Origin of the sequence: Streptomyces ortus, assembly GCF_026341275.1 — a bacterium.
GTDB lineage: Bacteria > Actinomycetota > Actinomycetes > Streptomycetales > Streptomycetaceae > Streptomyces > Streptomyces ortus.
Genome location: NZ_JAIFZO010000002.1, coordinates 136,361 through 160,111, shown reverse-complemented (window position 1 = coordinate 160,111; position 23,751 = coordinate 136,361). Strand labels below are relative to the sequence as shown.

General features: G+C 71.8%; 18 protein-coding genes and 1 pseudogene. 10 read left to right on the top strand and 9 right to left on the bottom strand.

Translation table 11 applies throughout. The features are described from left to right. Positions 1-72: 72 nt before the first annotated feature. The 7 genes from K3769_RS03560 to K3769_RS03530 form a co-directional block, all read right to left on the bottom strand. On the bottom strand, positions 73-2,223 hold the full coding sequence (locus K3769_RS03560; RefSeq protein ID WP_267024977.1) for an MMPL family transporter: 2,151 nt from the start codon (positions 2,221-2,223) through the stop codon (positions 73-75). 74 nt (positions 2,224-2,297) lie between these two features. Further along, positions 2,298-3,113, bottom strand: coding sequence for an SGNH/GDSL hydrolase family protein (locus K3769_RS03555; RefSeq protein WP_267024976.1), 816 nt, complete (start codon positions 3,111-3,113; stop codon positions 2,298-2,300). A gap of 70 nt (positions 3,114-3,183) precedes the next feature. Then, on the bottom strand, positions 3,184-4,197 hold the full coding sequence (locus tag K3769_RS03550) for a hemolysin family protein (RefSeq protein ID WP_267024975.1): 1,014 nt from the start codon (positions 4,195-4,197) through the stop codon (positions 3,184-3,186). Then, positions 4,194-5,639 (bottom strand): hemolysin family protein, encoded by a 1,446-nt coding sequence (locus K3769_RS03545; RefSeq protein WP_267024974.1) that lies wholly within the window; start codon positions 5,637-5,639, stop codon positions 4,194-4,196. Before K3769_RS03545 ends, K3769_RS03550 begins: the two co-directional genes overlap by 4 nt. 131 nt (positions 5,640-5,770) lie before the next feature. Beyond that, positions 5,771-6,196, bottom strand: coding sequence for a GNAT family N-acetyltransferase (locus K3769_RS03540; protein ID WP_267024973.1), 426 nt, complete (start codon positions 6,194-6,196; stop codon positions 5,771-5,773). A gap of 87 nt (positions 6,197-6,283) precedes the next feature. Next, on the bottom strand, positions 6,284-8,851 hold the full coding sequence (locus tag K3769_RS03535; protein WP_267024972.1) for an ABC transporter permease: 2,568 nt from the start codon (positions 8,849-8,851) through the stop codon (positions 6,284-6,286). An 11-nt stretch (positions 8,852-8,862) separates the two neighbouring features. Continuing rightward, entirely contained in the window at positions 8,863-9,870 is a 1,008-nt protein-coding gene (locus K3769_RS03530) for an ABC transporter ATP-binding protein (protein WP_267024971.1), read from the bottom strand. A gap of 201 nt (positions 9,871-10,071) precedes the next feature. On the opposite strand from K3769_RS03530, the gene K3769_RS03525 reads away from it, so the two are divergent. Together K3769_RS03525 and K3769_RS03520 are read left to right on the top strand one after the other, a co-directional pair. Further along, positions 10,072-10,269 carry an antitoxin gene (locus K3769_RS03525; RefSeq protein ID WP_267024970.1) on the top strand — a complete coding sequence of 66 codons (198 nt, stop codon included), beginning with the start codon at positions 10,072-10,074 and terminating at the stop codon, positions 10,267-10,269. A 184-nt stretch (positions 10,270-10,453) separates the two neighbouring features. Then, on the top strand, positions 10,454-10,792 hold the full coding sequence (locus tag K3769_RS03520; RefSeq protein WP_267031234.1) for a fic family toxin-antitoxin system, toxin component: 339 nt from the start codon (positions 10,454-10,456) through the stop codon (positions 10,790-10,792). Between the two features lie 82 nt (positions 10,793-10,874). Here K3769_RS03520 and K3769_RS03515 read toward each other — a convergent pair whose 3' ends face one another. Together K3769_RS03515 and K3769_RS03510 are read right to left on the bottom strand one after the other, a co-directional pair. Beyond that, positions 10,875-11,561: a class I SAM-dependent methyltransferase gene (locus K3769_RS03515; protein WP_267024969.1), complete on the bottom strand. Its 687-nt coding sequence runs from the start codon at positions 11,559-11,561 to the stop codon at positions 10,875-10,877. A 171-nt stretch (positions 11,562-11,732) separates the two neighbouring features. Further along, positions 11,733-11,909 (bottom strand): annotated as a pseudogene (locus K3769_RS03510) (lipase); the annotation flags it as partial. 205 nt (positions 11,910-12,114) lie between these two features. Here K3769_RS03510 and K3769_RS03505 point away from each other — a divergent pair. The 8 genes from K3769_RS03505 to K3769_RS03470 all read left to right on the top strand — a co-directional run bounded on the left by K3769_RS03505 (position 12,115) and on the right by K3769_RS03470 (position 23,576). Beyond that, a complete protein-coding gene (locus K3769_RS03505) occupies positions 12,115-14,535 on the top strand; it encodes a helix-turn-helix transcriptional regulator (protein ID WP_308216264.1) in 2,421 nt (806 codons plus the stop codon). An 805-nt stretch (positions 14,536-15,340) separates the two neighbouring features. Beyond that, the gene (locus K3769_RS03500) at positions 15,341-16,609 is read left to right on the top strand and encodes an aminotransferase class I/II-fold pyridoxal phosphate-dependent enzyme (protein WP_267024967.1); all 1,269 of its coding nucleotides are present in this window, start codon (positions 15,341-15,343) and stop codon (positions 16,607-16,609) included. Next, the gene (locus K3769_RS03495) at positions 16,606-18,036 is read left to right on the top strand and encodes an FAD-dependent oxidoreductase (RefSeq protein ID WP_267024966.1); all 1,431 of its coding nucleotides are present in this window, start codon (positions 16,606-16,608) and stop codon (positions 18,034-18,036) included. The genes K3769_RS03500 and K3769_RS03495 overlap by 4 nt, the downstream gene beginning before the upstream one ends. A gap of 75 nt (positions 18,037-18,111) precedes the next feature. Beyond that, positions 18,112-18,849 (top strand): SDR family NAD(P)-dependent oxidoreductase, encoded by a 738-nt coding sequence (locus tag K3769_RS03490; RefSeq protein WP_267024965.1) that lies wholly within the window; start codon positions 18,112-18,114, stop codon positions 18,847-18,849. A 52-nt stretch (positions 18,850-18,901) separates the two neighbouring features. Continuing rightward, entirely contained in the window at positions 18,902-19,891 is a 990-nt protein-coding gene (locus K3769_RS03485; RefSeq protein ID WP_267024964.1) for a UDP-glucuronic acid decarboxylase family protein, read from the top strand. Further along, positions 19,888-21,132 carry a pyridoxal phosphate-dependent aminotransferase gene (locus tag K3769_RS03480; protein ID WP_267024963.1) on the top strand — a complete coding sequence of 415 codons (1,245 nt, stop codon included), beginning with the start codon at positions 19,888-19,890 and terminating at the stop codon, positions 21,130-21,132. The genes K3769_RS03485 and K3769_RS03480 overlap by 4 nt, the downstream gene beginning before the upstream one ends. Next, positions 21,126-22,094: an EamA family transporter RarD gene (gene rarD, locus K3769_RS03475; RefSeq protein WP_267024962.1), complete on the top strand. Its 969-nt coding sequence runs from the start codon at positions 21,126-21,128 to the stop codon at positions 22,092-22,094. Before K3769_RS03480 ends, rarD begins: the two co-directional genes overlap by 7 nt. Before the next feature lie 162 nt (positions 22,095-22,256). Next, positions 22,257-23,576 carry a UDP-glucose dehydrogenase family protein gene (locus tag K3769_RS03470; protein ID WP_267031233.1) on the top strand — a complete coding sequence of 440 codons (1,320 nt, stop codon included), beginning with the start codon at positions 22,257-22,259 and terminating at the stop codon, positions 23,574-23,576. Positions 23,577-23,751: the final 175 nt, after the last annotated feature.

The window sequence follows — 23,751 nt, the reverse complement described above, 5'->3', positions numbered from 1 at the left end:
ACCGGTCGGGCCCATGGAAAAATCCGGGACGGGGCTGGGGCCCCGTCCCGGATCTCGTCCGTGCCGCCGCGCTCACCGTTGCAGCGCGGGCTCCTCCTCGTCGGCGAGCGACTGTTGAGCGTCCGGCAGCTCCGCCGCCGGACGGGACAGCCGGCTCGGCCACCAGATCCGCCGGCCGATCAGCAGGGTGAGGGCGGGCACCAGGACCGACCGCACCAGCAGGGCGTCGAGCAGCACGCCGAAGGCGACCAGGAAGCCGACCTCGACCAGCATCACCAGCGGAAGTGTGGCGAGGACCGCGAACGTGGCCGCCAGGACCAGGCCCGCCGAGGTGATGACGCCACCGGTGGCGGAGAGGGCTTTGAGCATGCCCTCTCCGGTGCCGAGACGCTCGGTCTCCTCCCGGGCCCGGCTGGTCAGGAAGATGTTGTAGTCGACGCCGAGTGCCACCAGGAACAGGAATGCCAGCAGCGGCACCGAATAGTCGATTCCCTTGAAGCCGAGGATCGTGTCGAAGACGAACACGCTGCCGCCGAAGGCCGCGGCGAAGGAGACGATCACGGTGGCCATCAGGACCAGCGGGGCCAGGATCGCGCGCAGCAGCAGCCCGAGGATGATCAGGACGACGACGAGCACCAGCGGGATCACCAGCTTCTCGTCGCGCCTGGTGGTCACCTCGGTGTCGAGGTTCTCCGCGCTCGGCCCGCCGACGATCGCCTCCGCCCCGCTCACCGTGTGCACGGCGGTACGCACCCGCTTGATCGTGTCGTACTCCGCGGCGGTGTCCGGCGCGTCCTTCGGGAACACGGAGATGTTGGCCCAGCCGCCGACGGTCTCCTCCGGGACGGCCTGGGCCACACCTCGGGTGTCCTTGATGACGTCGAGCACCTTCTCCTGGTGCGCCGGACGCGCGAAGACCGTCAGCGGCTGGCCGCCGAGCTCCGGGAAGTGCTGGCGCAGAACGGTGAAGCCGGCGACCGACTCCGGCGCGGACAGGAACTGGTCCTGTTCCCGCAGAGCGCCGGTGTTGCCCGCCAGTCCGAGGGCGAGCACGCCGAGGACTCCGAGCGAGCCGAGCGTCGCCACCCACCGGCGGCGGCTGATGGCGGTGCCGAGCCGTCCCCACAGCCCCGGCTTCTCCTCCACGGCCGTGCTGAACCGCGGGACGGCCGGCCAGAAGATCCGCCTGCCGAGCACCACGAGCACCGCCGGGAACAGCGTCAGCATGGCCACCAACGCGCACAGGATGCCGGCCGCACCGATCGGGCCCAGCCCGCTGGTGCTGTTCAGGTCCGCGACGAGCAGGCAGAGCAGGCCGGCGACCACGGTGGCCGCGGACGCGACGATGGCCGGCGCCGCGCCGCGCAGCGCGTGGACCATCGCGACCCGGACGTTCTCATGGTGGTGCAGTGCCTCCCGGTATCGGGCGATGAGCAACAGTGCGTAGTCCGTGCCGACGCCGAACACCAGGATCGTCAGCAGCGCCGAGTTCTGGTCGTTGACGACGATGCCGAAGCCCTTGACGAGCAGGTAGACGGTCCCCATCGAGGTCAGTGCCGCCGCGCCGACGGCCGTCAGCGGGATGATCCACAGCACCGGGCTGCGGTAGGTGAGGATGAGCAGGAGCGTGACGACGACGATGGTGGTGAGGAGGACCTGCACGTCGATGCCGTCGAAGACGGCATCCATGTCGCCGTCGATCGCGCCCGGTCCGGTCACGTCGAGTTCCAGGCCGGAGGGGCGGTCCTTCGCGGCGTCACGCAACGGGCCGACGATGTCCTCCGGTGGTCCGTAGGACGTGCTCACGTCGAGGGTGAACGTCATCGCCTCGCGGTCGGAGGAGAGGCTCGTCGGTGAGCCCTCGTCGTCCTCGTCGGCCTCCGCCACCGTCTTCGGCGGGTACTGCTCGGCAAGGGTGTCGTGGTGGCGCTCGACCGCCGCGCGGTCGGCGGCGGTCAAGCCGTCGGCCCGGTGGTACACGAAGACGAACGTGCTGTCCTCACCTCCGGGGAGACTGTCGTCCAGCGCCGCCACCTTGGTGGACTCGGCGCCGGCCGGCAAGGTGTCCACCGCGCTGTCGGTGGTGACCGAGCTCAGCTTTCCGCTCAGCGGCACCATGCACGCCGCCAGCACCAGCCACAAGCCGATCACCAACCAGGGCACCCACCGGCCTGCCAACCGACCGGCCGGCGTTTCCCCGGACGGCGCTGCGTCGACTGCCATCACTGGCCTCCTACATACGAGTTGCATCGATCATCTGGATGCCTCCTTCGTATCGGGCGAACCTGAAACGAGTGTTAGTGCTCCGGTCGTCCACGGACCTGTTCCACCGACCCCTTGTACTCCTCGTACGGCAGCAGTTCCGGGCGTTTGGGGGCGCGGCCGTCGCCCGACGAGCGGCCGGTCAGCCTGCGGCCGATCCACGGCAGCAGGTACTGGCGGGCGAAGCGCGCGTCGGCGGTCCTGCGGGCGACCCACCCGGGCGGGGCCGAGGGCGGCATCGGGGTGCCCCACTCGGCGTCCTCCGCCGCGTGCCCGAGCGCCTGCCACACCGCTTCGGCGACCCGGCGGTGCCCCTCGCCCGTCAGATGCAGCCGGTCCACGTCCCACATCCGCGGGTCGCCCAGGGAGCGCGCTCCGTAGAGGTCGACCACGAGCGCCCCGTGGCGGGACGCGAGCTCGTCGATGCAGGCGAACAGCTCCTCCATCCGGGGGCGGAACCGCTCCATGACCGGGCCCTGGCGGCCGGGGCTGCGCATCAGGACGAGCTGCTTGCAGGCCGGTGCGAGACGCTCCACGGCCTCCTCCAGGAGCCCGCGGACACGCACCATGTCGACCTTGGGCCGCAGGGTGTCGTTGAGGCCGCCGACCAGCGTGATCACGTCGGGCTGCATCGCCACCGCGAGGTCCACCTGCTCGGCCACGATCTGTCCGATGAGCTTGCCGCGCACCGCGAGGTTGGCGTAGCGGAAGCCGGGCGTCTGCGCGGCCATCCGGGCCGCGAGGAGATCCGCCCAGCCCCGGTACGTACCGTCGGGAAGGCGGTCCGACATGCCCTCGGTGAAGGAGTCGCCGACCGCGACAAGGCTGGTGAAAGTGGCATTCGTCTGCATGGCGGAAGAGATGATAGCGCGTGCACATACCCACCGGTCTGCCGCGCGCCCGCCCCCGGCGGCGCCCCCTTCACGCCGACTGGCCGAACAGCTCCCTCAGCACGTCCTCCATCGTCACCATCCCGGCCAGCCGCCCGTCCGCGCCGAGCACCGCCGCCAGATGCGTACGGCTGCGCCGCATCGCGGTCAGCACGTCGTCGAGCGGCGTGCTCTCCCTCACCCGGGCGATGGGCCGCATGTCCCGCACCGGGAACGGCAGATCGCGCGGCATCGCGTCCAGGGCGTCCTTCACGTGCAGGTAGCCGACGATGCGCAGTCCGTCGTCCACGACGGGGAAGCGGGAGAACCCGGACTCCGCCGACAGCGCCTCCAACTGCTCGGGGGTGACGCCCACGCGCGCGTAGACGACGTTTTCCCGCGGCAGCGCCACGTCCCGCACCGGCCGCCGCCCCAGTTCCAGGGCGTCGTGCAGCCGCTCCTGGGCGCGGTCGTCGATGAGCCCCGCCTCACTGGAGTCCTTCACCAGGCGGGCCAGCTCCGTGTCGGAGAAGGTCGCGGACACCTCGTCCCGGATCTCGACGCGCAACAGCTTCAGCAGCCAGTTGGCGAACGCGTTCACCGTGAAGATCACCGGCCGCAGCGCCCGTGACAGGGCGACCAGCGGCGGCCCGAGCAGCAGGGCCGTCCGCACCGGTTCGGCCAGCGCGATGTTCTTCGGCACCATCTCGCCGAGCAGCATGTGCAGATACGTGGCCGCGGTGAGCGCGATCACGAACGAGATCGCGTGCCCCGTGCCGGTCGACAGACCCATCGCGTGGAAGGCCGGCTCCAGCAGGTGCGCGATGGCGGGCTCGGCGACCACACCCAGCACCAGCGTGCACAGCGTGATGCCGAGCTGCGCGGCGGCCATCAGCGCGGACACGTGCTCAAGACCCCAGATCACCCCGCGCGCCCGCCGGTCCCCGGCCTCCGCATACGGCTCGATCTGGCTGCGGCGTACGGAGATCAGCGCGAACTCGGCCGCCACGAAGAAGGCGTTCACGACCAGGGTCGCCAGACCGATCAGCAGTTGTACGGCTGTCATCGCCCCCGCCCTCCTTCCGCTCCGGCCTCTTCCGCTCCGGCCTCTTCCGCTCCGGCCTCTTCCGCTCCGGCCTCTCCCGGTCCGGCCTCTCCCGGTCCGGATCTCCGGGATCCGGTTCCCTCGGCGAGGGTGTCCCCGCCGCCCGGCGCGTGCATCAGGACCCGCGCGGCCCGCCGTCCCGTCGCGTCCACCACGTCGAGCCGCCAGCCGGCGACCTCGGCCGTGTCCCCTTCGACGGGGATGCGCCCCAGCTCCGTCGCCAGGAGGCCCGCGAGCGTCTCGTACGGTCCGTCGGGCGCGCGCAGTCCGACGCGGGCCAGCCGGTCGGTGCGGACGGACCCGTCGGCCGAGTAGAGCGTGCGGCCCTCGTCGTCCGTGCCGGCCGGGGCCAGGTCGGGCGTCTCGTGCGGGTCGTGCTCGTCGCGCACCTCGCCGACGACCTCCTCGACGATGTCCTCCAGGGTGGCGACCCCCGCGGTGCCGCCGTACTCGTCGATGACGACGGCCATCGTGCGCTTGCCGGACAGCCTGTCGAGGAGCCGTTCGACGGTCAGTGTCTCCGGTACGAGCAGGGGCTCGCGCATCACCTGCGAGACGGCCGTACGGGCCCTGCGGTCGGCGGGCACGCGGATGACGTCCTTGATGTGCGCGACCCCGACGACCGAGTCGAGGTTGCCGCGGTGGACGGGGAAGCGGGAGAGGCCGGTCGCCCGGGTCGCGTTCGCCACGTCCTCGCAGGTCGCCTGGACGTCCAGGGAGACGACCTGGACCCGCGGGGTCATGACGTTCTCCGCGGTGAGGTCGGCGAGGTTCAGCGTACGCACGAAGAGTTCGGCGGTGTCCGCCTCCAGGGCGCCCAGTTTCGCGGAGTGCCGGGCCAGGGCGACCAGTTCCTGCGGTCCGCGCGCGGAGGCCAGCTCCTCGGCGGGCTCTATGCCGAAGCGGCGTACGACCCGGTTGGCGGTGTTGTTGAGATGGGAGATGAACGGCCGGAACACCGCGCTGAACCAGCGCTGCGGCGTCGCCACCCGTTTGGCCACGGCGAGCGGCGAGGAGATCGCCCAGTTCTTGGGCACCAGCTCGCCGACCACCATCAGGAAGACCGTCGACAGGGCCGTACCGATCACCAGAGCGACCGACGGGGCCGCCGAATCCGGCACCCCGGCCGCTTCGAGGGGCCCGGCGATCAGCTTCGCCACGGACGACTCGGCGAGCATGCCGACGACCAGGTTGGTGACGGTGATGCCGAGCTGGGCGCCGGAGAGCTGGAAGGTGAGGTTCTTGACGGCCCTCAGGGCGCCCGCCGCGCCCACCTCGCCGCGCTCGACGGCCCGTTCCAGCTGACTGCGTTCGACCGTGGTCAGCGAGAACTCGGCCGCGACGAAGGCACCGCAGGCCAGCGAGAGCAGGACGGCCACGGCCAGGAGGAGTACTTCTGTCATCGGGTCACCTCCGTCCCATGATCGGACAGGTGCCGGGGAAGCGCGCGATGTCGACGCGGTGGGACGCCGGGGCGCCGGATGTCGGGGGACTCGCGCATGGGCGGACGCTCACACCTTTCGTGGGGGAGGTGTCACTCGGCCAGCGGCTTGACCCAACGCCGCCAGTGCTCTTCCGGCGCATACCCAGCGGCGCGCCAGGCATGGTGCGCGGTTTCGTTGCGTGCCAGCACCATCGCGTCCCCCCGGCGCCCGCCGAACCCTACGAAGCGTTCCTCGGCCGCGGCCAGGAGCGCCGCGCCGATGCCCTGGCGGCGCCGGGCCGGGGCCACCGCGAGCCGGTACAGATGGCAGCGCCAGCCGTCGAAACCGGCGATGACCGTGCCCACCAGCTCTCCGTCCCGCTCGGCGAGGATCAGCGCCTCGGGGTCGCGGCCCACCAGCCGCTCCACGCCGTCCCGGTCGTCGCTGATGCTGGTGCCCTCGGCGGCGGTCCGCCAGAAGGCGAGGACGGCGTCGAGGTCGGCGGGCACGGCGGCCCGTATCCGAAGATCACTCATACGCCGATCCCATCACGGGCGCCGCACCTGGACATCGAATTCCACGATCCGGACACCTCCCGAAGCGGGCTGCCCCGCCCGGGCCGCTCACTCGTGTGCGATGGCCACCAGTACGTTCATACGTGAGGCGCGCAGCGCCGGGAGCAGGGCCGCCACCATGCCCACGACGGCCGAGCCCACCACCACCGCGATCAGCGTGGCCCACGGGACGGCGAACGCCTTCATCCCCTGCAGGGCGAGTACCTGCTGCACGCAGACGCCCCACACGAGTCCGAGCGCGAGCCCGAGGACCGCGCCGAACACGGCGATCACCACCGACTCCAGCCGGATCATCCGGCGCAGCTGCCGTCGGCCGAGACCGATCGCACGCAGCAGCCCGATCTCGCGGGTGCGCTCCACGACCGACAGGGCGAGGGTGTTGACCACGCCGAGCACCGCGATGACGATCGCGAGCCCCAGCAGCGCGTACACCAGGTACAGCAGCACGGCGATCTGGTCGTGGATCAGTTTCTTGTAGTCGGCCAGGTCACGTACCTGCACCTGCGGATACGGGTCGAGCGTCTTGTCGAGGGCGGTGCGCAGGGTGTCGGCGGAGGTGCCGGAGGCCGCGTTCACGTACAGCGCGGAGTCCTGGCCGCCCGGCACGAACTTCTCGACGGTGGCGAAGCCCAGGAAGAGCCCGCCCTGCGTGCCGAAGCCCTCCGCGGCGTCCTGGTCGGTCAGCGCGGCCACCTTCAGCTCGGTCTTGCGCCCGGCCTGGAACTCGACGGGGATCGTGCTGCCGACCCGCACGTCGTGGTCCTCGGCGAAACCGGCGTCCATCGCGATGTTCCCGTCCGCGAGTGCCGCGGCCGTGTCGCCCTCGGCGTACGTGATGCGGGCGACCTTGTCGAGGTCCGGGTCGTAGCCGGCCGCGGTCGTCTCGACGCGCTTGCCGTCCGGCAGCCGGACGGCGACCGGCGCGAACCGCTGCCGTACGACGAGCCCCGCGCCCTCCGTGGCCATCACCTTGCCGGTGATCTCCTGCGGGAACGGCATGAAGTTGGCGTTCTGCACCACGAAGTCGGCGCCCAGCGTCTTGTCGATCTGCTCGTCGAAGGACTTCGTCATGGACGCGCTCGCCACGGACATCCCGCCGACCAGGGCGAGGCCCACCATCAGGGCGGCGGCGGTGGCACCCGTGCGACGCGGGTTGCGCAGCGCGTTGCGCTGGCTCATCCGGCCCACCGAACCGAACACGGCGGGGAAGAACCCGCCGAGGACCCGGATCACCGGCCGGACCAGCAACGGCCCCGCGATCACCGTCGCGATCAGGGTGAGGACGACCCCGAGGCCCAGCAGCGAGGCGGCGGACGAGGTGTCCGTCGCCGTCGAGCAGCCCACGAGGGCGGAGGCGCCCAGCGCGCCGACGATCGCCCCCACGACGGCCCGTACCCGCAACGGCCGCCCCACACCGGCGATCTCGGCGTCCGCCAGCGCGGCCATCGGCGACACGACGGCCGCCCGGCGGGCCGGCAGGTACGCCGCGACGAAGGTGACGCCCACCCCGACGACGTACGCCGCGACAGGCGTCCCCCATCCGATGACCATCTCGGTGGTCTTCAGGTTCATGCCGAACACGCTCATCAGCTTGATCAGCCCGTAGGCCAGTCCGATGCCGGTGGCGAGGCCGAGCGTCGAGCCCACCAGGCCGAGCAGGATCGCCTCGGTCAGCACGGACCGGCGTACCTGGCGCCGGTCAGCGCCGAGTGCGCGCAGCAGGCCCAGTTCGCGGGTGCGCTGCGCGATCAGCATGGAGAAGGTGTTGACGATCAGGAAGACCCCGACCAGCACCGCGATACCCGCGAAGCCGAGCATCACGTACTTGATCACGTCGAGGAAGCCGCCGAGCTGGGAGGCGGCCGAGTCGGCCTGCTCGTCGGCCGTCTCCAACTCGTAGGTCTTGGAGCCCAGTTCGCCGGCGATGCGCCGCTTGAGCTGTGCGTCGGTCACTCCCTGGTCGGCGTCCACCTGGATGCTGGTGGCGACCCCGTCCCGGCCCAGCAGCTTGTCCGGTGCGACGGTCCGGTCGAGGAAGACTAGTGCGGCGCCGGGATTGGTGGTCTTGAAGGTCGCGATGCCGACGACCTCCACCTTGAACGACCCGGGCTGCGCGATCACGGTCAGCGGATCACCGATGCCCACGTGCTTCTTGTCGGCGGTGTCCGCGTCGAGGAGCGCCTCGCCGGGGCCGCGCGGGGCGTGCCCCGAGGTCAGCTGCACGGGGCTGCGGTCGGTGACGTTCCAGTCGCCGGCGATGGTGGGCGCGCCCGTGGTCGGGCCCACCGACTCGTTGTCCTTGTCGACGACGGTGACGTTCTCGACGGAGACGTCGGGGCGGGCGAGGGCGACTCCGTCGATCTTCGCGATGCGGTCCACGAGGGACGTGGGCACCGTTTCGACGGCCCCGGAGGGTATCTGGGACTCCAGGTCCGCCTTGGGGCTCAGGGTGACGTCGGCCGAGGTGGACGCGAAGAGCCGGTCGAAGGTCCGGCTGACCGTGTCCGAGAAGATCAGGCTGCCCGCGACGAACGCCACGGACAGGACGACGGCCAGCGCCGAGAGCAGCAGCCGGCCCTTGTGGGCGAGGAAACTCCGGAGTGTCGCCTTCAGCACGACGGCCTGCCTCAGTCCCTGTCGGGGGCGATGCCCTGGTCCGAAACGCTCGTGTGGTCGCTGCTCGGTGCGCTGCCCTGCTGTCCGCTGCCCTGCCCGCCGCCTTGTCCGGTGCTCCGCTGGACGCCTTGCCCGGCGTCTCGGCCGGGGGCACGTGCACGGTCACCATCGGACTCACGATCCTCGCCGGGGCCCTTTGCGGTGCCCTGGGCGGCTTCGGTCCCGCCCTCGGAGTCCGGAGTGCCGCGGAGCGTGTCGAACCTCTTCATGCGTTCCAGTACCGCGTCGGCCGTCGGGTGGGCCATCTCGTCCACGATCCGTCCGTCCCCGAGGAAGAGGACCAGGTCGGCGTGGGCCGCCGCGCCCGGATCGTGGGTCACCATGACCACGGTCTGCCCCAGCTCGTCGACCGCCTCCCGCAGGAAGCCCAGCACCTCAAGGCCCGCGCGCGAGTCGAGGTTGCCGGTCGGCTCGTCCGCGAAGATCAGCTCGGGACGCGAGGCGAGCGCCCGGGCGCAGGCCACCCGCTGCTGCTGACCGCCGGAGAGCTGCGCGGGCCGGTGCTTGAGGCGGTCGCGCAGCCCGAGCTGGTCGATGACCTGGTCAAGCCACTTCTCGTCGGGCTTCTGGCCCGCGATGTCCATCGGCAGCGTGATGTTCTCCGCCGCGTTCAGGGTCGGTATCAGATTGAACGACTGGAACATGAAGCCGATCCGGTCCCGCCGCAGCCGGGTCAGCGCGCGGTCCTTCAGCCCGGTGATCTCGGTGTCACCCAGCCACACCTGGCCGGCCGAGACGGAGTCGAGCCCCGCCAGACAGTGCATCAGCGTGGACTTCCCGGACCCCGAGGGACCCATGACGGCCGTGAAGCGGCCACGCGCGATGTCCACGTCGACCGAGTCGAGGGCGAGCACGGCCGTCTCGCCCGACCCGTACGCCTTCGTCAGAGCTCGGGCGCGGGCCGCCGTCCCCTCCGGGCCCGTGCGCCCGAGGGCGTGCTCCGCAGCTGCTGTGGACAAGACCGCCTCCCCGTGGTCGGACTCCGATGTCCGCGGGCGAGCCTAGTGTGATAGGGGGCACACCCGGTATCCCCCCGAAGTGCCGGGTGTTCTCCGCCGCAGGTCGGTTACCTCGGGGTCCATGTAAGGGGCACCCTTAGGGGATGCCGGGCGATCCGGCCCCTCTTGCCCTTGCTAGCGGTTCGGCGCTAGCTTCGACGTATGGCCAAGACTCAGTTGAACGTGCGTGTGGACGAGGGCACGGCCCGGGCCGCGCGTGAACGTGCCCTGGCCCGCGGGATGAGCGTCAACCGCTACATCGAGGAACTGGTCCGACAGGACACCGGCGAAGCCGGCCACACCTTCGTCGAGGCCGCCGCCGACTTCATGAAGCAGTACGAGTCCGTCTTCGCCGAGTAGTTCGGTGCGGACCGAAGCGCGGACCGAAGCGCGGACCGGAACGCGGATCGGAGCGCGAACCGAAGCGCTGACCGCGATTCGGACAGGGGTTCGGGCCGGGAAGGTCGTCGCTGAGGCCTTGAACGAACCCTCCGAGCCGTTGAACGAACCGGTGAACATCCGAGTGGACCTGGCCTGGCTCCTCATGGTCGCCGAGCACAAGACACCGGGCGACCCGCAGGTCGTCGACTGGGGCGCCCTCGTCGCCGCGGTCGGCCGCCACGACGCCGAGATCTTCGGCGTCCCCGTGTACGACAGCCCGCACGCCCGCGCCGCCGCGCTGCTCCAGCTCCTGCTGCACGTCCCGGCGCTGGAGCGGTCCAACGCGATGTTCGCGATGGCCGTCGCCTACGCCTATCTCGTCGCCAGCGGCCTGAAGGTCGTCACCTCGCCCGAGCAGGTGCGTGACCTGGCCAGACTGGTCAAGACGGGGGAGGCCGCCGTGCAGGACATCGCGCGCGAGCTGCGCCGCTGGACTCTGTGAGCCCCGCCCGGCCGCGCGCCGACCGGTCCCGGCCACGCGCCGACCGGCCCGCCCGTCGGTCCGCCCCGCCGTCGGAGCGGCCTCAGGAGGCGGAGGGGCGGCGGGCGGTGCCCAGTACGCAGTACGAGCTGGGGGTGCGCGGCCCCTTCTCGGGCACCAGCATCGCTCGGTGAGGGCCGAGTTCGTACCCCGCGTCCCGGATCGCGCCCAACGGGTCCCGGCCCACATGGCAGCCGCCGAACAGCAACGGCCACACCGTACGGTCGAGGAGGCGCTGGCCGGCCGCCATCGCCCTGCCGCCGCCACTGCCGTGCTCGAAGAACCGCAGCTCACCGCCCGGACGCAGCACGCGGTGGATCTCGGCGAGGGCGCGCGGCAGATCTCGTACGCTGCACAGCACCAGCGACACGACGGCCGCGTCGAACGCCTCGCTCTTGACCGGCAGGGCCTCCGCGACCCCCGGCACCACGTCGACGGGCACGTCCGAACGGAGTGCCGCGGTCACGGCCAACTGCCGCAGCCTGCGCTCTGGTTCGATCGCGACGACCTCGGAGACCGTGCTCGGATAGTGGGCGAAGTTCAGTCCGTTGCCCGCGCCGATCTCGATGACCCGGCCGGACAGTCCGGCGAGCAGTTCCTCGCGGTGGATGCCGATCGTCGGCTCGGCCGCCACGCTGAACCGGGCGTAGAAGCGGGCGAACAGCGGGTGGTGCACCGGAGCCGTGGACAGCGCGCCGGTCTGGGCGGTGCTGGAGCCGCGCGATCGCATGAGGCCTCCCCCTGGGGTGTGGACCTACCGTGATTGTCCCCCCGCGGGGCCCCGCTCACCCGTCCGCCGCCGCACGCCGGGGCCGGGGCCCGCCCCGCGGACGCCCGGCGCCCGCCCCGCGGTCCCGGTCGGGCGGGGCGACGGGACGGACGCGGACACACGCGTGGGGCATCAGGCGATGAAGTCCCGCACCCGCTCGTGGACGCCGTAGTCGTTGTTCATGCCGGTGTGCGAGATGCATCCGACCTCTACACCGGTGGCGCCGCCGATGATCGCGCCGGTGTGGGGGGTCACGGCGTCGTCGCGGTTCGACCAGCAACTGGCGTAGGAGACACCGCCGGGTGTCTCGTACTCCCGCTGCCGGGGGACGTGACGTTCGCGCGCGCCGCATCGGTGAACTCACCGGTCTTTACGCACCACTTAACCCGCCAGTAACGTGAGCGGCGTGGTGACCCCGGTGAACCCCCCGCCTCTCCCGCACCCTTCGCCACCGCTCCTGACGAACGTTCCGGAACAACCGGACAAGGCTTCGCGGCCCCACACGCGGACGCCGTTGTCCGAGGGCGTCCGGGTCAGGGTGCTGTGCGCCGTGCACGGTGATCCGCTCGCCGCCGCCGAGTTCGCGGCCGTCCTCGGCGAGCGCCAACGGGCCGGTCTCGAACCGCTTCCGGCCGACCCCGTCGGCGCGGTGCCCGGACTGCTGCGCTCCCGCCGCCCCGCGTTGCGCTCGCTCGCCCCCGCCACTCGGCGCCTGCTGCTGATCGCCGCCGCCGACCAGCACCCGTTCGCCACGCGCGCCTATCAACGGGCGGTCGCCGCGGCCCGGTTGGACACCGGTCTCCTCGACGACGCCGAGGCGGCCGGGCTCGCCCGTACGACCTCCGCCGGAGTCGTGTTCCGGGACCCCTGGACGCGTGTCGCCGCCTATGAGACGGCGTCCGCCGCCGACCGGCGCGAGACACACCGGCTGCTCGCCCGGGTCCTGCGCGGGGAGGGCGAGGCGCCCCGCCGGTCCTGGCACCGGGCCGCCGTGGCGCTCGGCCCCAGCAGGCGCCTCGTGGCGGAACTGCGCGCCTCGGCCCAGGAGGCACGCGCCGCCGCTGAACACGCCCTGGCCTGCGGGCTCCTCGAACGGGCGGCCGTCCTGACCCCGGACCCGCGCGAACGTCCGCGTCTGCTGGCCCGGGCCGCCGCCGACGCCTGGCGCTCGGGCGACGGCGACCGGGCCCGCCGGCTGGCCATGCACGGGGATGTCGACGGCTTGAGCGGAGTGCTCGCTCTACGCGCGGAGAACGCCACGGAGGCGTTCGACGCGCTGCTCGCGGCGGCGGAACGAAGCGCCGAGCCGAGGGGGGAGCGAACCGCCGAGCCGAGTACGGCCGGCTCGGCCCGCCGTGCGATCGGGCGCGCGGCAGCCGTCGGACCGGCCGGAAGCGCCGCGGCCGTCGGACCGGCCGGAAGCGCCGCGGCCGTCGGACCGGCCGGAAGCGCCGCGGCCGTCGTACCGGCCGGAAGCGCGGCAGCCGTTGTGCCGGCCGGAAGTGCTGCGGCCGTGGGGGCCGCCGGAAACGCCGCGGTCGTCGGACTGGCCCCAAGCGCCCCGGTCGTCGGAGCGGGCGCACGTGCGCCGGTCGCCGGCGCGACCGGTGTGCTGGGCGGGCGCCCCGCCGTTCCCGGCACCGCCGCGCACCTGGTGGCACGTGCCACCGAAGCCGCCATCTACACCGGCGACCTGCGCCGTTGCCGGGAGGCCGCCGCCGTCGCCGCCCGGCTCGGGATCGAGGGACCCGGCACGCTCGGCGGCCTGACCGCGGCGTTTGAGGGCCGGTACGAGGACGCCCGCGACCTGCTGCGAACAGCCGCCGGACACCGCGAACCCGGCGGCGACCCCACCACGCTGATCCACTCCTCCATCGCCGCGCTGCTGCTCGGCGACCACACCCGCGCGGCGTCCGCGGCCGTCCGGGCCGCCGCCTCGGCCCGTGCCCTGGGTGAGCCCGCGACCGTGCCGCAGGCCATGGAGTTCCGGGCGTACGCCGAGTTCTGGACGGGACGCCCGCGATCCGCCGGGGCCGCCACGCTGGAGGCCCTGCGGCAGGCGTACGCCACCGGGCAGGACAACGGCGCCTGCCACCTCCAGGCGGCGCTCGCCATGTTCGCCGCCGTCACCGGGGACGAGGAACTCTGCCGGGCGCGCGCCGGGACGGCCCGCGCACACGCCCTGGAGCACGGCCTCGGGCTGCCCGCCGCGCTCGCCCTGTGGGCGCTCGCCTTCCTCGACCTCGGCACGGGCCGCTACGCGGCGGCGGCGTCCCGGTTGCGCGCGCTCGCCGGATTCGGCCCCGGGCACGGGCACCGGGCCGTCCGCCACCTCGCCATCCCGCACTACGTGGAGGCCGCCGTCCGCACCGGCGACACCCTGGTCGCACGCAGCGCCCACGCCGACTACGACCGCTGGGCCCGCGTCGTGCGCAGCGCGGACGACCTCGCGCTGAGCGCCCGCTGCCGGGCCCTGCTGGCGACCGGGCACGAGGCCGCCGACCACTACCGGACGGCTCTCGACCTCCACGCCGGCGGCACCCGTGACTTCGAACGGGCCCGTACGGAGCTGTTGTTCGGCGGTGCGCTGCGGCGGCTGCGGCGCCGGACGGAGGCGCGGGACCGGCTGCACAGTGCCCTGGAGGCCTTCGAGTACTTCGGGGCGCCGCACTGCGCCGCCGAGGCGCGGGCGGAGCTGCGGGCCCTGGGCGCGCCCGCCCGGTCCCCGGCCGGCACGCCCGGCATGGTCGGTCTGCTGACCGCGCAGCAGCTCACGGTGGCGCGCATGGCCGCCGAGGGGGCCACCAACCGGGAGATCGCGGCCCGACTGCTACTCAGTCCGCGGACCATCGACCACCACCTGCGCGGGGTCTTCAACCGCCTCGGCATACGGTCCCGGATCGAGCTGGTCAGGCTGCTGGCATCGGAGGAGTGAGCGGCCCGCCGCGGGACGGTCGCCTCGCCGTGCCCGGCATCCCGCTTTCCATTTCTTTACCCTCTCGCGGATCACTGCCATTTTGATTCCGGCGTCGCTGATGTCCGCACATCATCGTGGTGTCCTCGGTATTCCGCTTCAACCCCCGTGTGCCGGACAAAGCCGAACGATGCCGTCAGGTGTTGACAGGCGCAGGTACTGGACTGTTGAATTATTTTCATCCACGGGGGACAGATGGCATTGGTGACCGGTCGCCACGACCGGCACCTCAGAGGCTTTTTATCGGCCTTTTGTCATCTGTAGTTGGGGGAGATGGTGAGCAAGGTCAAACACGCGTTTTCGACCGCGGGACCGGCCTTTGTGCTGACGGTCGAAAACGTCGTCGGCCGCCGGACGAGCCGGTCGCGGCCCAGGGTGTCGAGGGCCCGGCGGCAAAGAACCGGTGGCGCGTGCCGCCGCCCCACCCACATCCACCGCGTGGCGGTCTTCCGCGCATGCCAGGGCCCGGCGGTCGGACGACCGGTGTGAGCGCTGTGCCCTCCTGAGTCCGATCGGCCGGATCCGGCGATCACCTGCCGCTGCCGATCCGGCATGCCGAAAAACAAGAAATCAATTACCCGTACCCGTACCCGTACCCGTACCCGTACCTGTACCAGGAACCGTTCCAACAGAATTCGGTCCTTCCGACTGCCCTGACCGGTCGGCACGGAACGCTCGTCGCTCTGCGCCCATTTCCCGTTCGGGAGCTCAAGGCCGGCAGATGAATTTCGAAGACATTCCCATTCCCGAAAGTATCGAGGTCGACATGGCGTTGTCCCCTAATCCCGTCCGGCTGAGGAACACACCCTTCGTCATCAAGGAGTCGTCCGCCCAGTACGCGCGTGCGATCGAGAGCAACCTGATGCAGGTGAGCATCACCGGCCGCAAAGGGAAACAGGTGTACCTGCCGGACGGCCGCGGCGTGGTCGAGTTCGTCAACTGCTCCTACCTCGGGCTCGACCTGCACCCCCGCGTGATCGCGGCGTCGAAGGCCGTGGAGGAGGAGTGGGGGATGAACTTCTGCTGCGCCCGTTCGCGCTTCTCCTTCGAGCCGCAGCGACTCCTGGAGGAGGAGCTGTCGGCGCTGTACCGCGGACGGGCCATCACCTTCCCCTCGACGACCACCGCGCACATCTCACTCATGCCGCTCCTCGCCAGCGGAGTGCTCTTCGAGGAGGGCGCCACGCACCGGGCCTGCCTGATCTTCGACCAGTTCGCCCACTCGTCCATGGCCTACCTCAAGCCGGTGCTCGCCGCCGAGGCGACGGTGGAGACGGTCCCGCACAACTCCTTCGAGGACCTGCGCAAGCAGGCCGAGGCCGCACGGGCGCGCGGTGAGGTGCCCGTCTACGTGGCCGACGGCATCTACTCGATGGGCGGTCTGTGCCCGGCCCGCGAACTGCTCGACCTGGCCGAGGAGCTGGATCTGTGGCTCTACGTCGATGACGCCCACGGCCTGGGCATCTTCGGCGAGCGCGGCGAGGGCCAGCTCCTCAGCCGGATCGAGGGCGACATCCCCGAGCGGGTCATCCTCACCTACTCGCTGTCCAAGGGCTTCGGCGCCTACGGCGGCGGCCTGCTCGTCCAGGGCGAGTGGCGCGAACAGCTGATCCGCTCCTACGGACAGGTCTACGCGTTCTCCGCGGCCCAGACCTTCCAGGCCGTCTACGCCTGCCGCGCCGTCGTGGAGCTGCACCGCGAGGGGGCGATCGCCCCCCTGCAGCGGACCCTGCGCGAGCGGGTGGCGCTCTTCGACGAACTGATGGGGCAGTCACCGCCGTTCAGCCCCGTCCGGATGGTGCCGATCGGGGACGAGGCGAACGCCCTGAAGGCCGCCGAGGAACTGCTGGCCGAGGGCTACTACGCGTCGGTGGTCTTCTTTCCCATCGTCCGGCGCAGGTCCGCCCAGCTGCGGCTGTGCATCGCGGCCAACCACACCGAGGACGACATCCGGGGTGTCGCCGCCGCGCTCAAGCGTCTACGGGCGACCTACGCGACGTACGACACCGACGGGAACGGGGAGGGCGAGGTATGAAACGCAAGGAACTGCACGTGGTGATCGGCGCGGGAATCGCCGGCTGCCTCGCCGCGATCACCCGCAGCCGCGCGGGGTACGACGTCGTCGTCCTGGAGCGGGAGCGGGCGCGCTCCGAAGGCACGTACCCCGTCTGCACGCAGACCAGCAACATCGTCAGCGAGAACCACAGCGGCGCCGAGTACCCCTACGACCCGCAGAGCGCGCGCGACTGCCTGGACGGCCGCATCGAGAACGAGCGCTTCTTCCCCGAGACGATCTACGGCGGCAAGACCTACAGCCGCATCATCGCCTCCCGGAGCATGATGGACGACGGCCACGACATCGTCGGCCAGTGCCGTACGAACATGGACGTCATCCGCGCGCACTACGCACGGCGGTGCGAGGAGGACCCGGCCGACGCCGTCTTCGGCGACCCGGCGCAGGTCTGCCGCGAGGTCCCCACCGTGGACGGCGTCCACGACGTGGCCGCCGCGTTCCTGACCCCCCAGCGGGGGATGAACCCCGTGCTCGTGTCCACGGTGCTCGACTGGGAACTGCGGCAGTGCGGCGTCGACTTCCGCGAGGGCAGCGGCGTACGGGCGGTGGAGCGCCGCCCCGACGGCCGGTACGACGTCGTCCACACGGACGCCGGTGGTGCCGTGCGCACCCTGGTCGCGGACCAGGTGAGCCTGTGCTCGGCGACGGCGGCGTTCGGCATGGCCAAGTCGCTCGAACCGCGGATCGAGTTCCCGCAGCTGTTCATGGCGCTGCGGCAGATCCTCTACGTCGACCTCCCGGACGGTACGGAGAAGAACTTCACCTGCCTGAAGCTGGAGGACTCCTACGGCGGCATGCTCAGCCCGCTCAACGAGCACGTCGCGATGGTCTACCACCCGCCGGCCGGACACGTCATGAACCTCCTGATGGACCCGGTCACCGGCGCCGCCCCCGCCCCGTACGCGCGCCATCTCGCCGAGGGCCACCCGGAGACGGCGGAGCGCGCCGAGCGGACGGTGACCCGGCTGCGTGAGTTCTACCCGGAGCTGCGCCGGTCCCGGATCCTCGGGACGTACCTCAAGGTCGCGATCAACACCGTCTCGGACTCGCGGGTACGGCGGAACATCGGCGTCTTCGACGTCGGCTCCGGTGCCACGATGACCGTGCTGCCGAAGTGGACGATGTGCGCCGTCAACGCCCGCAAGGAACTGGCGCTGGCTCTGGAGCACTCCCGGGCCGCGGGCACCGTGGACGCGGACGAGGTCCGGGAGATCCTCGCCGGGTCGACCCGCGCCTGCTGGCAGACGCCGCCCGACTGGGCGGGCAAGCCCGAACTGCTGACCGCCCGGGCGAAGAAGCACGCCATCAACATGAACGTGCCCGAGGTGCTCGCCCTGAGGTTCGGTGACACCGCCGACCGGCAGGGTGCGCCACAGACTTCGTACTGAGAACGGCCGGTGCGGCACGGGGGATCCCCTGCCGAGAGCGTGGGCCGTGACAGCCGGCCCGGATGGGAAGCATGCATGTCTGGGAAGAACATCGTGATCACGGGTGCCGGAAGCGGCATCGGGGCCGAGACGGCGCGGCGGCTGGCCCCCGGGAACCGGCTCATCCTGCACTACCACACGGCGAAGGAGGGCGCCCTGGCCCTGCGGGAGGAACTGGCGCCCCTCGCTGAGGGCGTCGACGTGGTCGAGGCCGACCTGACCACCGGCGCGGGCTGCGAGGCACTGGCCGAAGAGGTCCGCGGGCACACCGACGCGCTGGACGTCCTGGTCAACAACGCGGGCGGCATGATCGAGCGCCGGTCCGTCGGGGACCTGACCTGGGACCACCTGGCCGCGACGTTCGCGCTGAACACCTTCTCCGCGATGCGGCTCACCGGCCTGTGCACCGGACTCCTGCGCCGGGGCCGCAACGACCCCTGCGTCGTCAACGTGACCTCGATCGCGATGCGCCACGGGGCGCCGACCGCGACGGCGTACGGCGCGTCCAAGGCCGCCCTGGACTCCTTCACACGCGGCGCCGCGGGCGAACTCGCGCCGGACATCCGGGTCAACGCGGTGGCACCCGGCATCATCGACACCCGCTTCCACGAGCGCGTGACGTCCGCGGACACGATGCGGCGGTTCATCGGGAACACCCCGCTGAAACGCGCGGGAGGGGTCGCTGACGTCGCCCGCACCATCGAGTACCTGGTCGGCGCCACCTTCGTCACGGGGGAGACGATCGACTGCAACGGCGGCCTCGCGATGCGCTAGACCGCCGCGGCCCTCCCCGCCCCCTCACGGTCACATGGAAGGTTCTACCCGTATGCGTACACGTGTTCTTGTCACAGGCGGTGCCGGATTCATCGGATCACATCTGTGCGAGCGGCTGATCGACGACGGCCACGAGGTCATCTGCCTGGACAACCTCTTCACCGGCCGGCGCAGCAACATGGCGAAGCTGCTCGGCGATCCCCGCTTCGAGTTCGAACGGCACGACGTGGCCGAGCCCTTCCACGTCGAGGTCGACCAGATCTACCACTTAGCCTGCCCGGCCTCCCCGGTGCACTACCAGCGCAACCCGGTGCGCACCGTCCGCACCTGTGTGCAGGGCACGCTGAACGCCCTCGAACTGGCCCGCGAGACCGGCGCCCGCCTGTTCGTCGCCTCCACCTCCGAGGTGTACGGCGACCCCGAGGTCCACCCGCAGACGGAGGGCTACTGGGGGCACGTCAACCCCATCGGGGTCAGGGCCTGTTACGACGAGGGAAAGCGCTGCGCGGAAGCCCTCGCGATGAGCTTCGCGCGGCAGTACGGCGTCGAGGTCCGGCTCGGCCGCATCTTCAACACCTACGGCCCGCGGATGCACGAGAACGACGGCAGGGTGGTGTCGAACTTCGCGGTCCAGGCGCTCCGCGGAGAGCCCCTGACCCTGTACGGCGACGGCAGCCAGACCCGGTCCTTCTGCTACGTCGACGACCTGGTCGAGGCCGTCGTCCGCCTGATGGCGACCGAGACGGACGCCCGGCCGGTGAACCTCGGCAACCCGACGGAGACGACCGTCGAGCAGATCGCCCGGGAGATCAGGCGGCTCGCCGGCTCACGGTCCGAACTGGTCCTGCGGCCCCTGCCCGAGGACGACCCCGCCCGCCGCCGCCCCGACATCTCCCGGGCCGCCACGCTGCTGGGCTGGGAACCGAAGATCGACCTGGAGGAGGGGCTGCGCCGGACGATCGCCGACTTCGCCGCCCGGACGACCTCCACGGACGGGCCGCGGACCGAGCCCGTCGCGGCACGGCAGGAGGTCTGCCGATGAGCGGGACGGCGGGCGCCGGGCCGGCCACCTTCCCGGCCGCGAGGCGCCTGAGCGGCCTCGCCCAGTCCGACATACGGCGCATGAGCCGGGAGAGCGACCGGCTGGGGGCCATCAACCTCGGACAGGGCATCTGCGACCTGCCGACCCCCGGGGTGGTGGCCGAGGCGGCCAAGGCGGCGATCGACGCCGGCGAGAGCACCTACACCTACCCCGAGGGACACCTCGCGCTGCGCCGGGCGATCGCCGAGAAGGCGGCCCGGTACAACGGCCTGACGGTGGCACCCGAGGGGGAGGTCGTGGTCACCGCCGGTGCCACCGGCGCGTACACCGCGGCCGTCAACGCGCTGCTCGACCCGGGCGACGGCATCCTGATCATGGAGCCGTACTACGGCTACCACGTCAACGCCGCCGTCGTCGCCGGACTCGAGCCGCAGTTCCTCACCCTGGCACCGCCGGAGTTCACCCTCACCGAGGAGGCGCTGCGGGCCGCGGTGCGGCCCACCACCCGGGCCGTCGTGGTGTGCACGCCGTCGAACCCCAGCGGCAAGATGTTCGGCAGGGCCGAGCTGGAGGCGGTCGCGCGCGTCGCACACGAACGGGACCTGCTCGTCATCAGCGACGAGATCTACGAGTACATCCGCTACGACGACCGCCCCCACCTCTCGCCCGCCACGGTGGGGGGCCTGTGGCCGCGCTCGGTCACCATCACCGGCCTGTCCAAGACGTTCAGCATCACCGGCTGGCGCCTCGGTTACGCCCTCGCGCCCGAGCCGCTGGCCAGGGCGATCGCCCTCGTCAACGACCTCTACTACGTCTGCGCGCCCCATCCGCTCCAGCTCGGCGTCCTCGCCGGCTTCGCGCTGCCGTCCGCCTACTTCACCGAGATGCGCGAGGACTACCAGCGCAAACGCGACCGGCTGTGCGACGCGCTGGCCACGGCCGGCATGTCTCCCCTCGTCCCCCAGGGGGCGTACTACGTCCTGGCCGACGTCTCGGAGTGGGGTTTCGGCACCGCCCGGGACGCGGCGACGGCACTGCTGGAGCACGGCGGAGTGGCCTCGGTCCCGGGCAGCGCCTTCTACCGGGGGGCGACCGGCGAGAACCTGCTGCGGTTCTGCTTCGCCAAGGAGGACACGGTGGTGGAGGAGGCGATCCGGCGGATACGCCGCTTCCGGCCCCGCGGCAACCTCGTGGACGCGGACGCGGGAGCCGTCCCGGGAAGAGGGCCGCGGGCATGGTGAACGACACACGCCGAGGCGGCCTGTACGGGGTGGCCGCCTACGTGCTGTGGGGCCTGTTCCCGCTGTATTTCCGGCTCCTGGACAGCTCCAGCACCCTGGAGATCCTGCTGCAGCGGCTCCTGTGGACACTGCCGGTCTGCCTGCTGGTGGTCGCCGCCACCGGCGCCGCGGGCCGGCTGCGCGCGCTGCTGCGCCGGCGGCGCCGGGTGGCCGCGCTCGCCGGGGCGGCCACCGTACTCGCGGTGAACTCGGGCTGCTACGTGTACGCCGTGAACACCGACCGCGTCATTGAGGCGTCGCTGGGCTACTTCGTCAACCCGCTGGTCACCGTGGCACTGGCCGTGCTCGTACGGCGGGAACGGCTGCGTCCTCTCCAGTGGGCGGCGGTCTCCACAGGCGTCCTGTCCGTGCTCGTCGTCACCGTCGACTACGGCCGGCCGCCCTGGATCGCACTGATCCTCGCGACCTCGTTCGGCCTCTACGGACTCATCAAGAAGCAGGTCGGCGAGGACGTCGACGCACTCGCCGGGCTCACCACCGAGGCCCTCACCCTCGCGCCCCTCGCCGCGGCCGGACTCGCCTTCCACACGGCCACCGGGCACGGCACCTTCACCCAGGACGTCCCCTGGCACGCCGTGCTCCTCGCCGCGGGCGGCGTGACGGTCGTCGCCCCGCTCCTGCTGTTCGCGGCGGCGGCCAGGCGGCTGCCGCTGGCCACGATCGGGCTTCTCCAGTACCTGACGCCCGTGCTGCAACTGCTCATCGGAGTCGTGCTGTTCCACGAGGAGATGCCGGCCTCGCGGTGGGGCGGCTTCGCCCTGATCTGGCTCGCGCTGGCCCTGCTGAGCACGGACGCGCTGCGCGAACAGGACCGGCGGAGTGCGAGGGCCCGCGAGAGCGAGCCCGCCGCACCGCCACAGCCACAGCCCGTCCGGGCGCGGGCGCGCACCCCGGAAGAGTGAACGACACACCGCGGAACCGACGACACGATGGAGTCCTCTGTGCAGCACAAGCCCCGGAACAAGACCGGAATCACGACCGGAAACAACACCCGCAACAACACCCGCAACAAGACCCGAACGGCCACCGCCGTGCCCCTGCTGCCCCCCGCCCGCCGTCTCTCCGTGATCGGCACCGGCTACCTGGGAGCCACCCACGCGGTCTGCATGGCCGCACTCGGATTCGAGACCCTGGGCCTGGACGTGGACGTGGAGAAGGCCGCAGCGCTCTCCTCCGGCCGGCTCCCGTTCCACGAACCCGGCCTCGAAGTGCTCCTGCGCGACCAACTCGCCACCGGACGGCTGCGGTTCACCACGTCCTACGAGGAGGCCGCGGCCTTCGCCGACGTCCACTTCCTGTGCGTCGGCACCCCACAGCGCGCCGACGGGCCCGGGGCCGACCTGCGGTACGTGGACGGCGCGGTGGAGGCGCTGGGCCCGTACCTGACACGCCCCTGCCTGCTGGTGGGCAAGTCCACCGTCCCGGTCGGCACGGCCGCGCGCCTGCGGGCGCGGCTCGCGCAACTGGCGCCGGCGGGACAGGACGCGGAAGTGGCGTGGAACCCGGAGTTCCTGCGCGAGGGATTCGCCGTGCAGGACACCCTGCGGCCCGACCGGCTGGTCTTCGGTGTCGCGTCGGACCGGGCGGAGCGGCTGCTGCGCGAGGTCTACGCACCGCTGCTCGAACCGGCGGACGGGCGTGAGCCGGTGCCCCTGGTGGTCGCCGACCTGGCCACCGCGGAGCTGGTGAAGGCCGCGGCGAACTCCTTCCTGGCCACGAAGATCTCCTTCATCAACGCCATGGCGGAGGTGTGCGAGGCGGCCGGGGCCGACGTCCTGCCGTTGGCGCGGGCCCTCGCACACGACCCCCGGATCGGCGGTCGCTTCCTGAGCCCGGGAGTCGGCTTCGGCGGGGGCTGCCTGCCCAAGGACATCCGCGCCTTCACGGCCAGGGCCGAAGAGCTCGGCGTCGGCCGGGCCGTGGAGTTCCTGCACCAGGTCGACGAGGTCAACCTGCGGCGGCGTACCGCGGTGGTCGACCTGGCGAGGGAGCTGAGCGGCGGTGACCTGTGCGGGCGGCGGATCGCGGTCCTGGGGGCGGCCTTCAAGCCGGGCTCCGACGACGTACGGGACTCGCCGGCGCTCGCGGTGGCCGACCTCATCGAGCGGGAGGGCGCCGAGGTGGTCGTCCACGACCCCATGGCGATGGACAACGCGCGCAAGGTGTTCCCGTCGCTGTCCTTCGCGGACTCCGTCACGGAGGCGGCCGTCGGAAGCGACGTCCTGCTGCACCTCACCGAATGGCCGGAGTTCGCGGACATCGACCCCCACGCCTTGGGCGACACGGTGGCCGGGCGGCACATCATAGACGCCCGAAACACCCTGAACCCCTCCCACTGGCAAGCAGCAAACTGGAACTACCGAGCCCTGGGCCGCCCCTCGTAGAACCGAGAGGGCGCACCCGCGTGCTTCAGGGGCGCGGGGGACTGCGCAACGGCCCGCACCAGTCCGACGCCGGCTCGCCGAGCAGGGCCCGCGTGCTTCAGGGGCGCGGGGAACTGCGCAAAACGGCCCGCACCAGTCCCACACCGAACCGCCGGGCAGGGCCTACCTGCCTCTT

Bases quoted from the DNA above. Each gene is read 5' to 3' on its own strand.
- K3769_RS03560 (WP_267024977.1), bottom strand. From the start codon at position 2,223: ATGGCAGTCGACGCAGCGCCGTCCGGGGAAACGCCGGCCGGTCGGTTG.
- K3769_RS03485 (WP_267024964.1), top strand. From the start codon at position 18,902: ATGCGTACACGTGTTCTTGTCACAGGCGGTGCCGGATTCATCGGATCA.
- K3769_RS03540 (WP_267024973.1), bottom strand. From the start codon at position 6,196: ATGAGTGATCTTCGGATACGGGCCGCCGTGCCCGCCGACCTCGACGCC.
- K3769_RS03490 (WP_267024965.1), top strand. From the start codon at position 18,112: ATGTCTGGGAAGAACATCGTGATCACGGGTGCCGGAAGCGGCATCGGG.
- rarD (WP_267024962.1), top strand. From the start codon at position 21,126: ATGGTGAACGACACACGCCGAGGCGGCCTGTACGGGGTGGCCGCCTAC.
- K3769_RS03515 (WP_267024969.1), bottom strand. From the start codon at position 11,561: ATGCGATCGCGCGGCTCCAGCACCGCCCAGACCGGCGCGCTGTCCACG.
- K3769_RS03520 (WP_267031234.1), top strand. From the start codon at position 10,454: ATGGTCGCCGAGCACAAGACACCGGGCGACCCGCAGGTCGTCGACTGG.
- K3769_RS03500 (WP_267024967.1), top strand. From the start codon at position 15,341: ATGGCGTTGTCCCCTAATCCCGTCCGGCTGAGGAACACACCCTTCGTC.
- K3769_RS03555 (WP_267024976.1), bottom strand. From the start codon at position 3,113: ATGCAGACGAATGCCACTTTCACCAGCCTTGTCGCGGTCGGCGACTCC.
- K3769_RS03480 (WP_267024963.1), top strand. From the start codon at position 19,888: ATGAGCGGGACGGCGGGCGCCGGGCCGGCCACCTTCCCGGCCGCGAGG.
- K3769_RS03525 (WP_267024970.1), top strand. From the start codon at position 10,072: ATGGCCAAGACTCAGTTGAACGTGCGTGTGGACGAGGGCACGGCCCGG.
- K3769_RS03550 (WP_267024975.1), bottom strand. From the start codon at position 4,197: ATGACAGCCGTACAACTGCTGATCGGTCTGGCGACCCTGGTCGTGAAC.
- K3769_RS03495 (WP_267024966.1), top strand. From the start codon at position 16,606: ATGAAACGCAAGGAACTGCACGTGGTGATCGGCGCGGGAATCGCCGGC.
- K3769_RS03545 (WP_267024974.1), bottom strand. From the start codon at position 5,639: ATGACAGAAGTACTCCTCCTGGCCGTGGCCGTCCTGCTCTCGCTGGCC.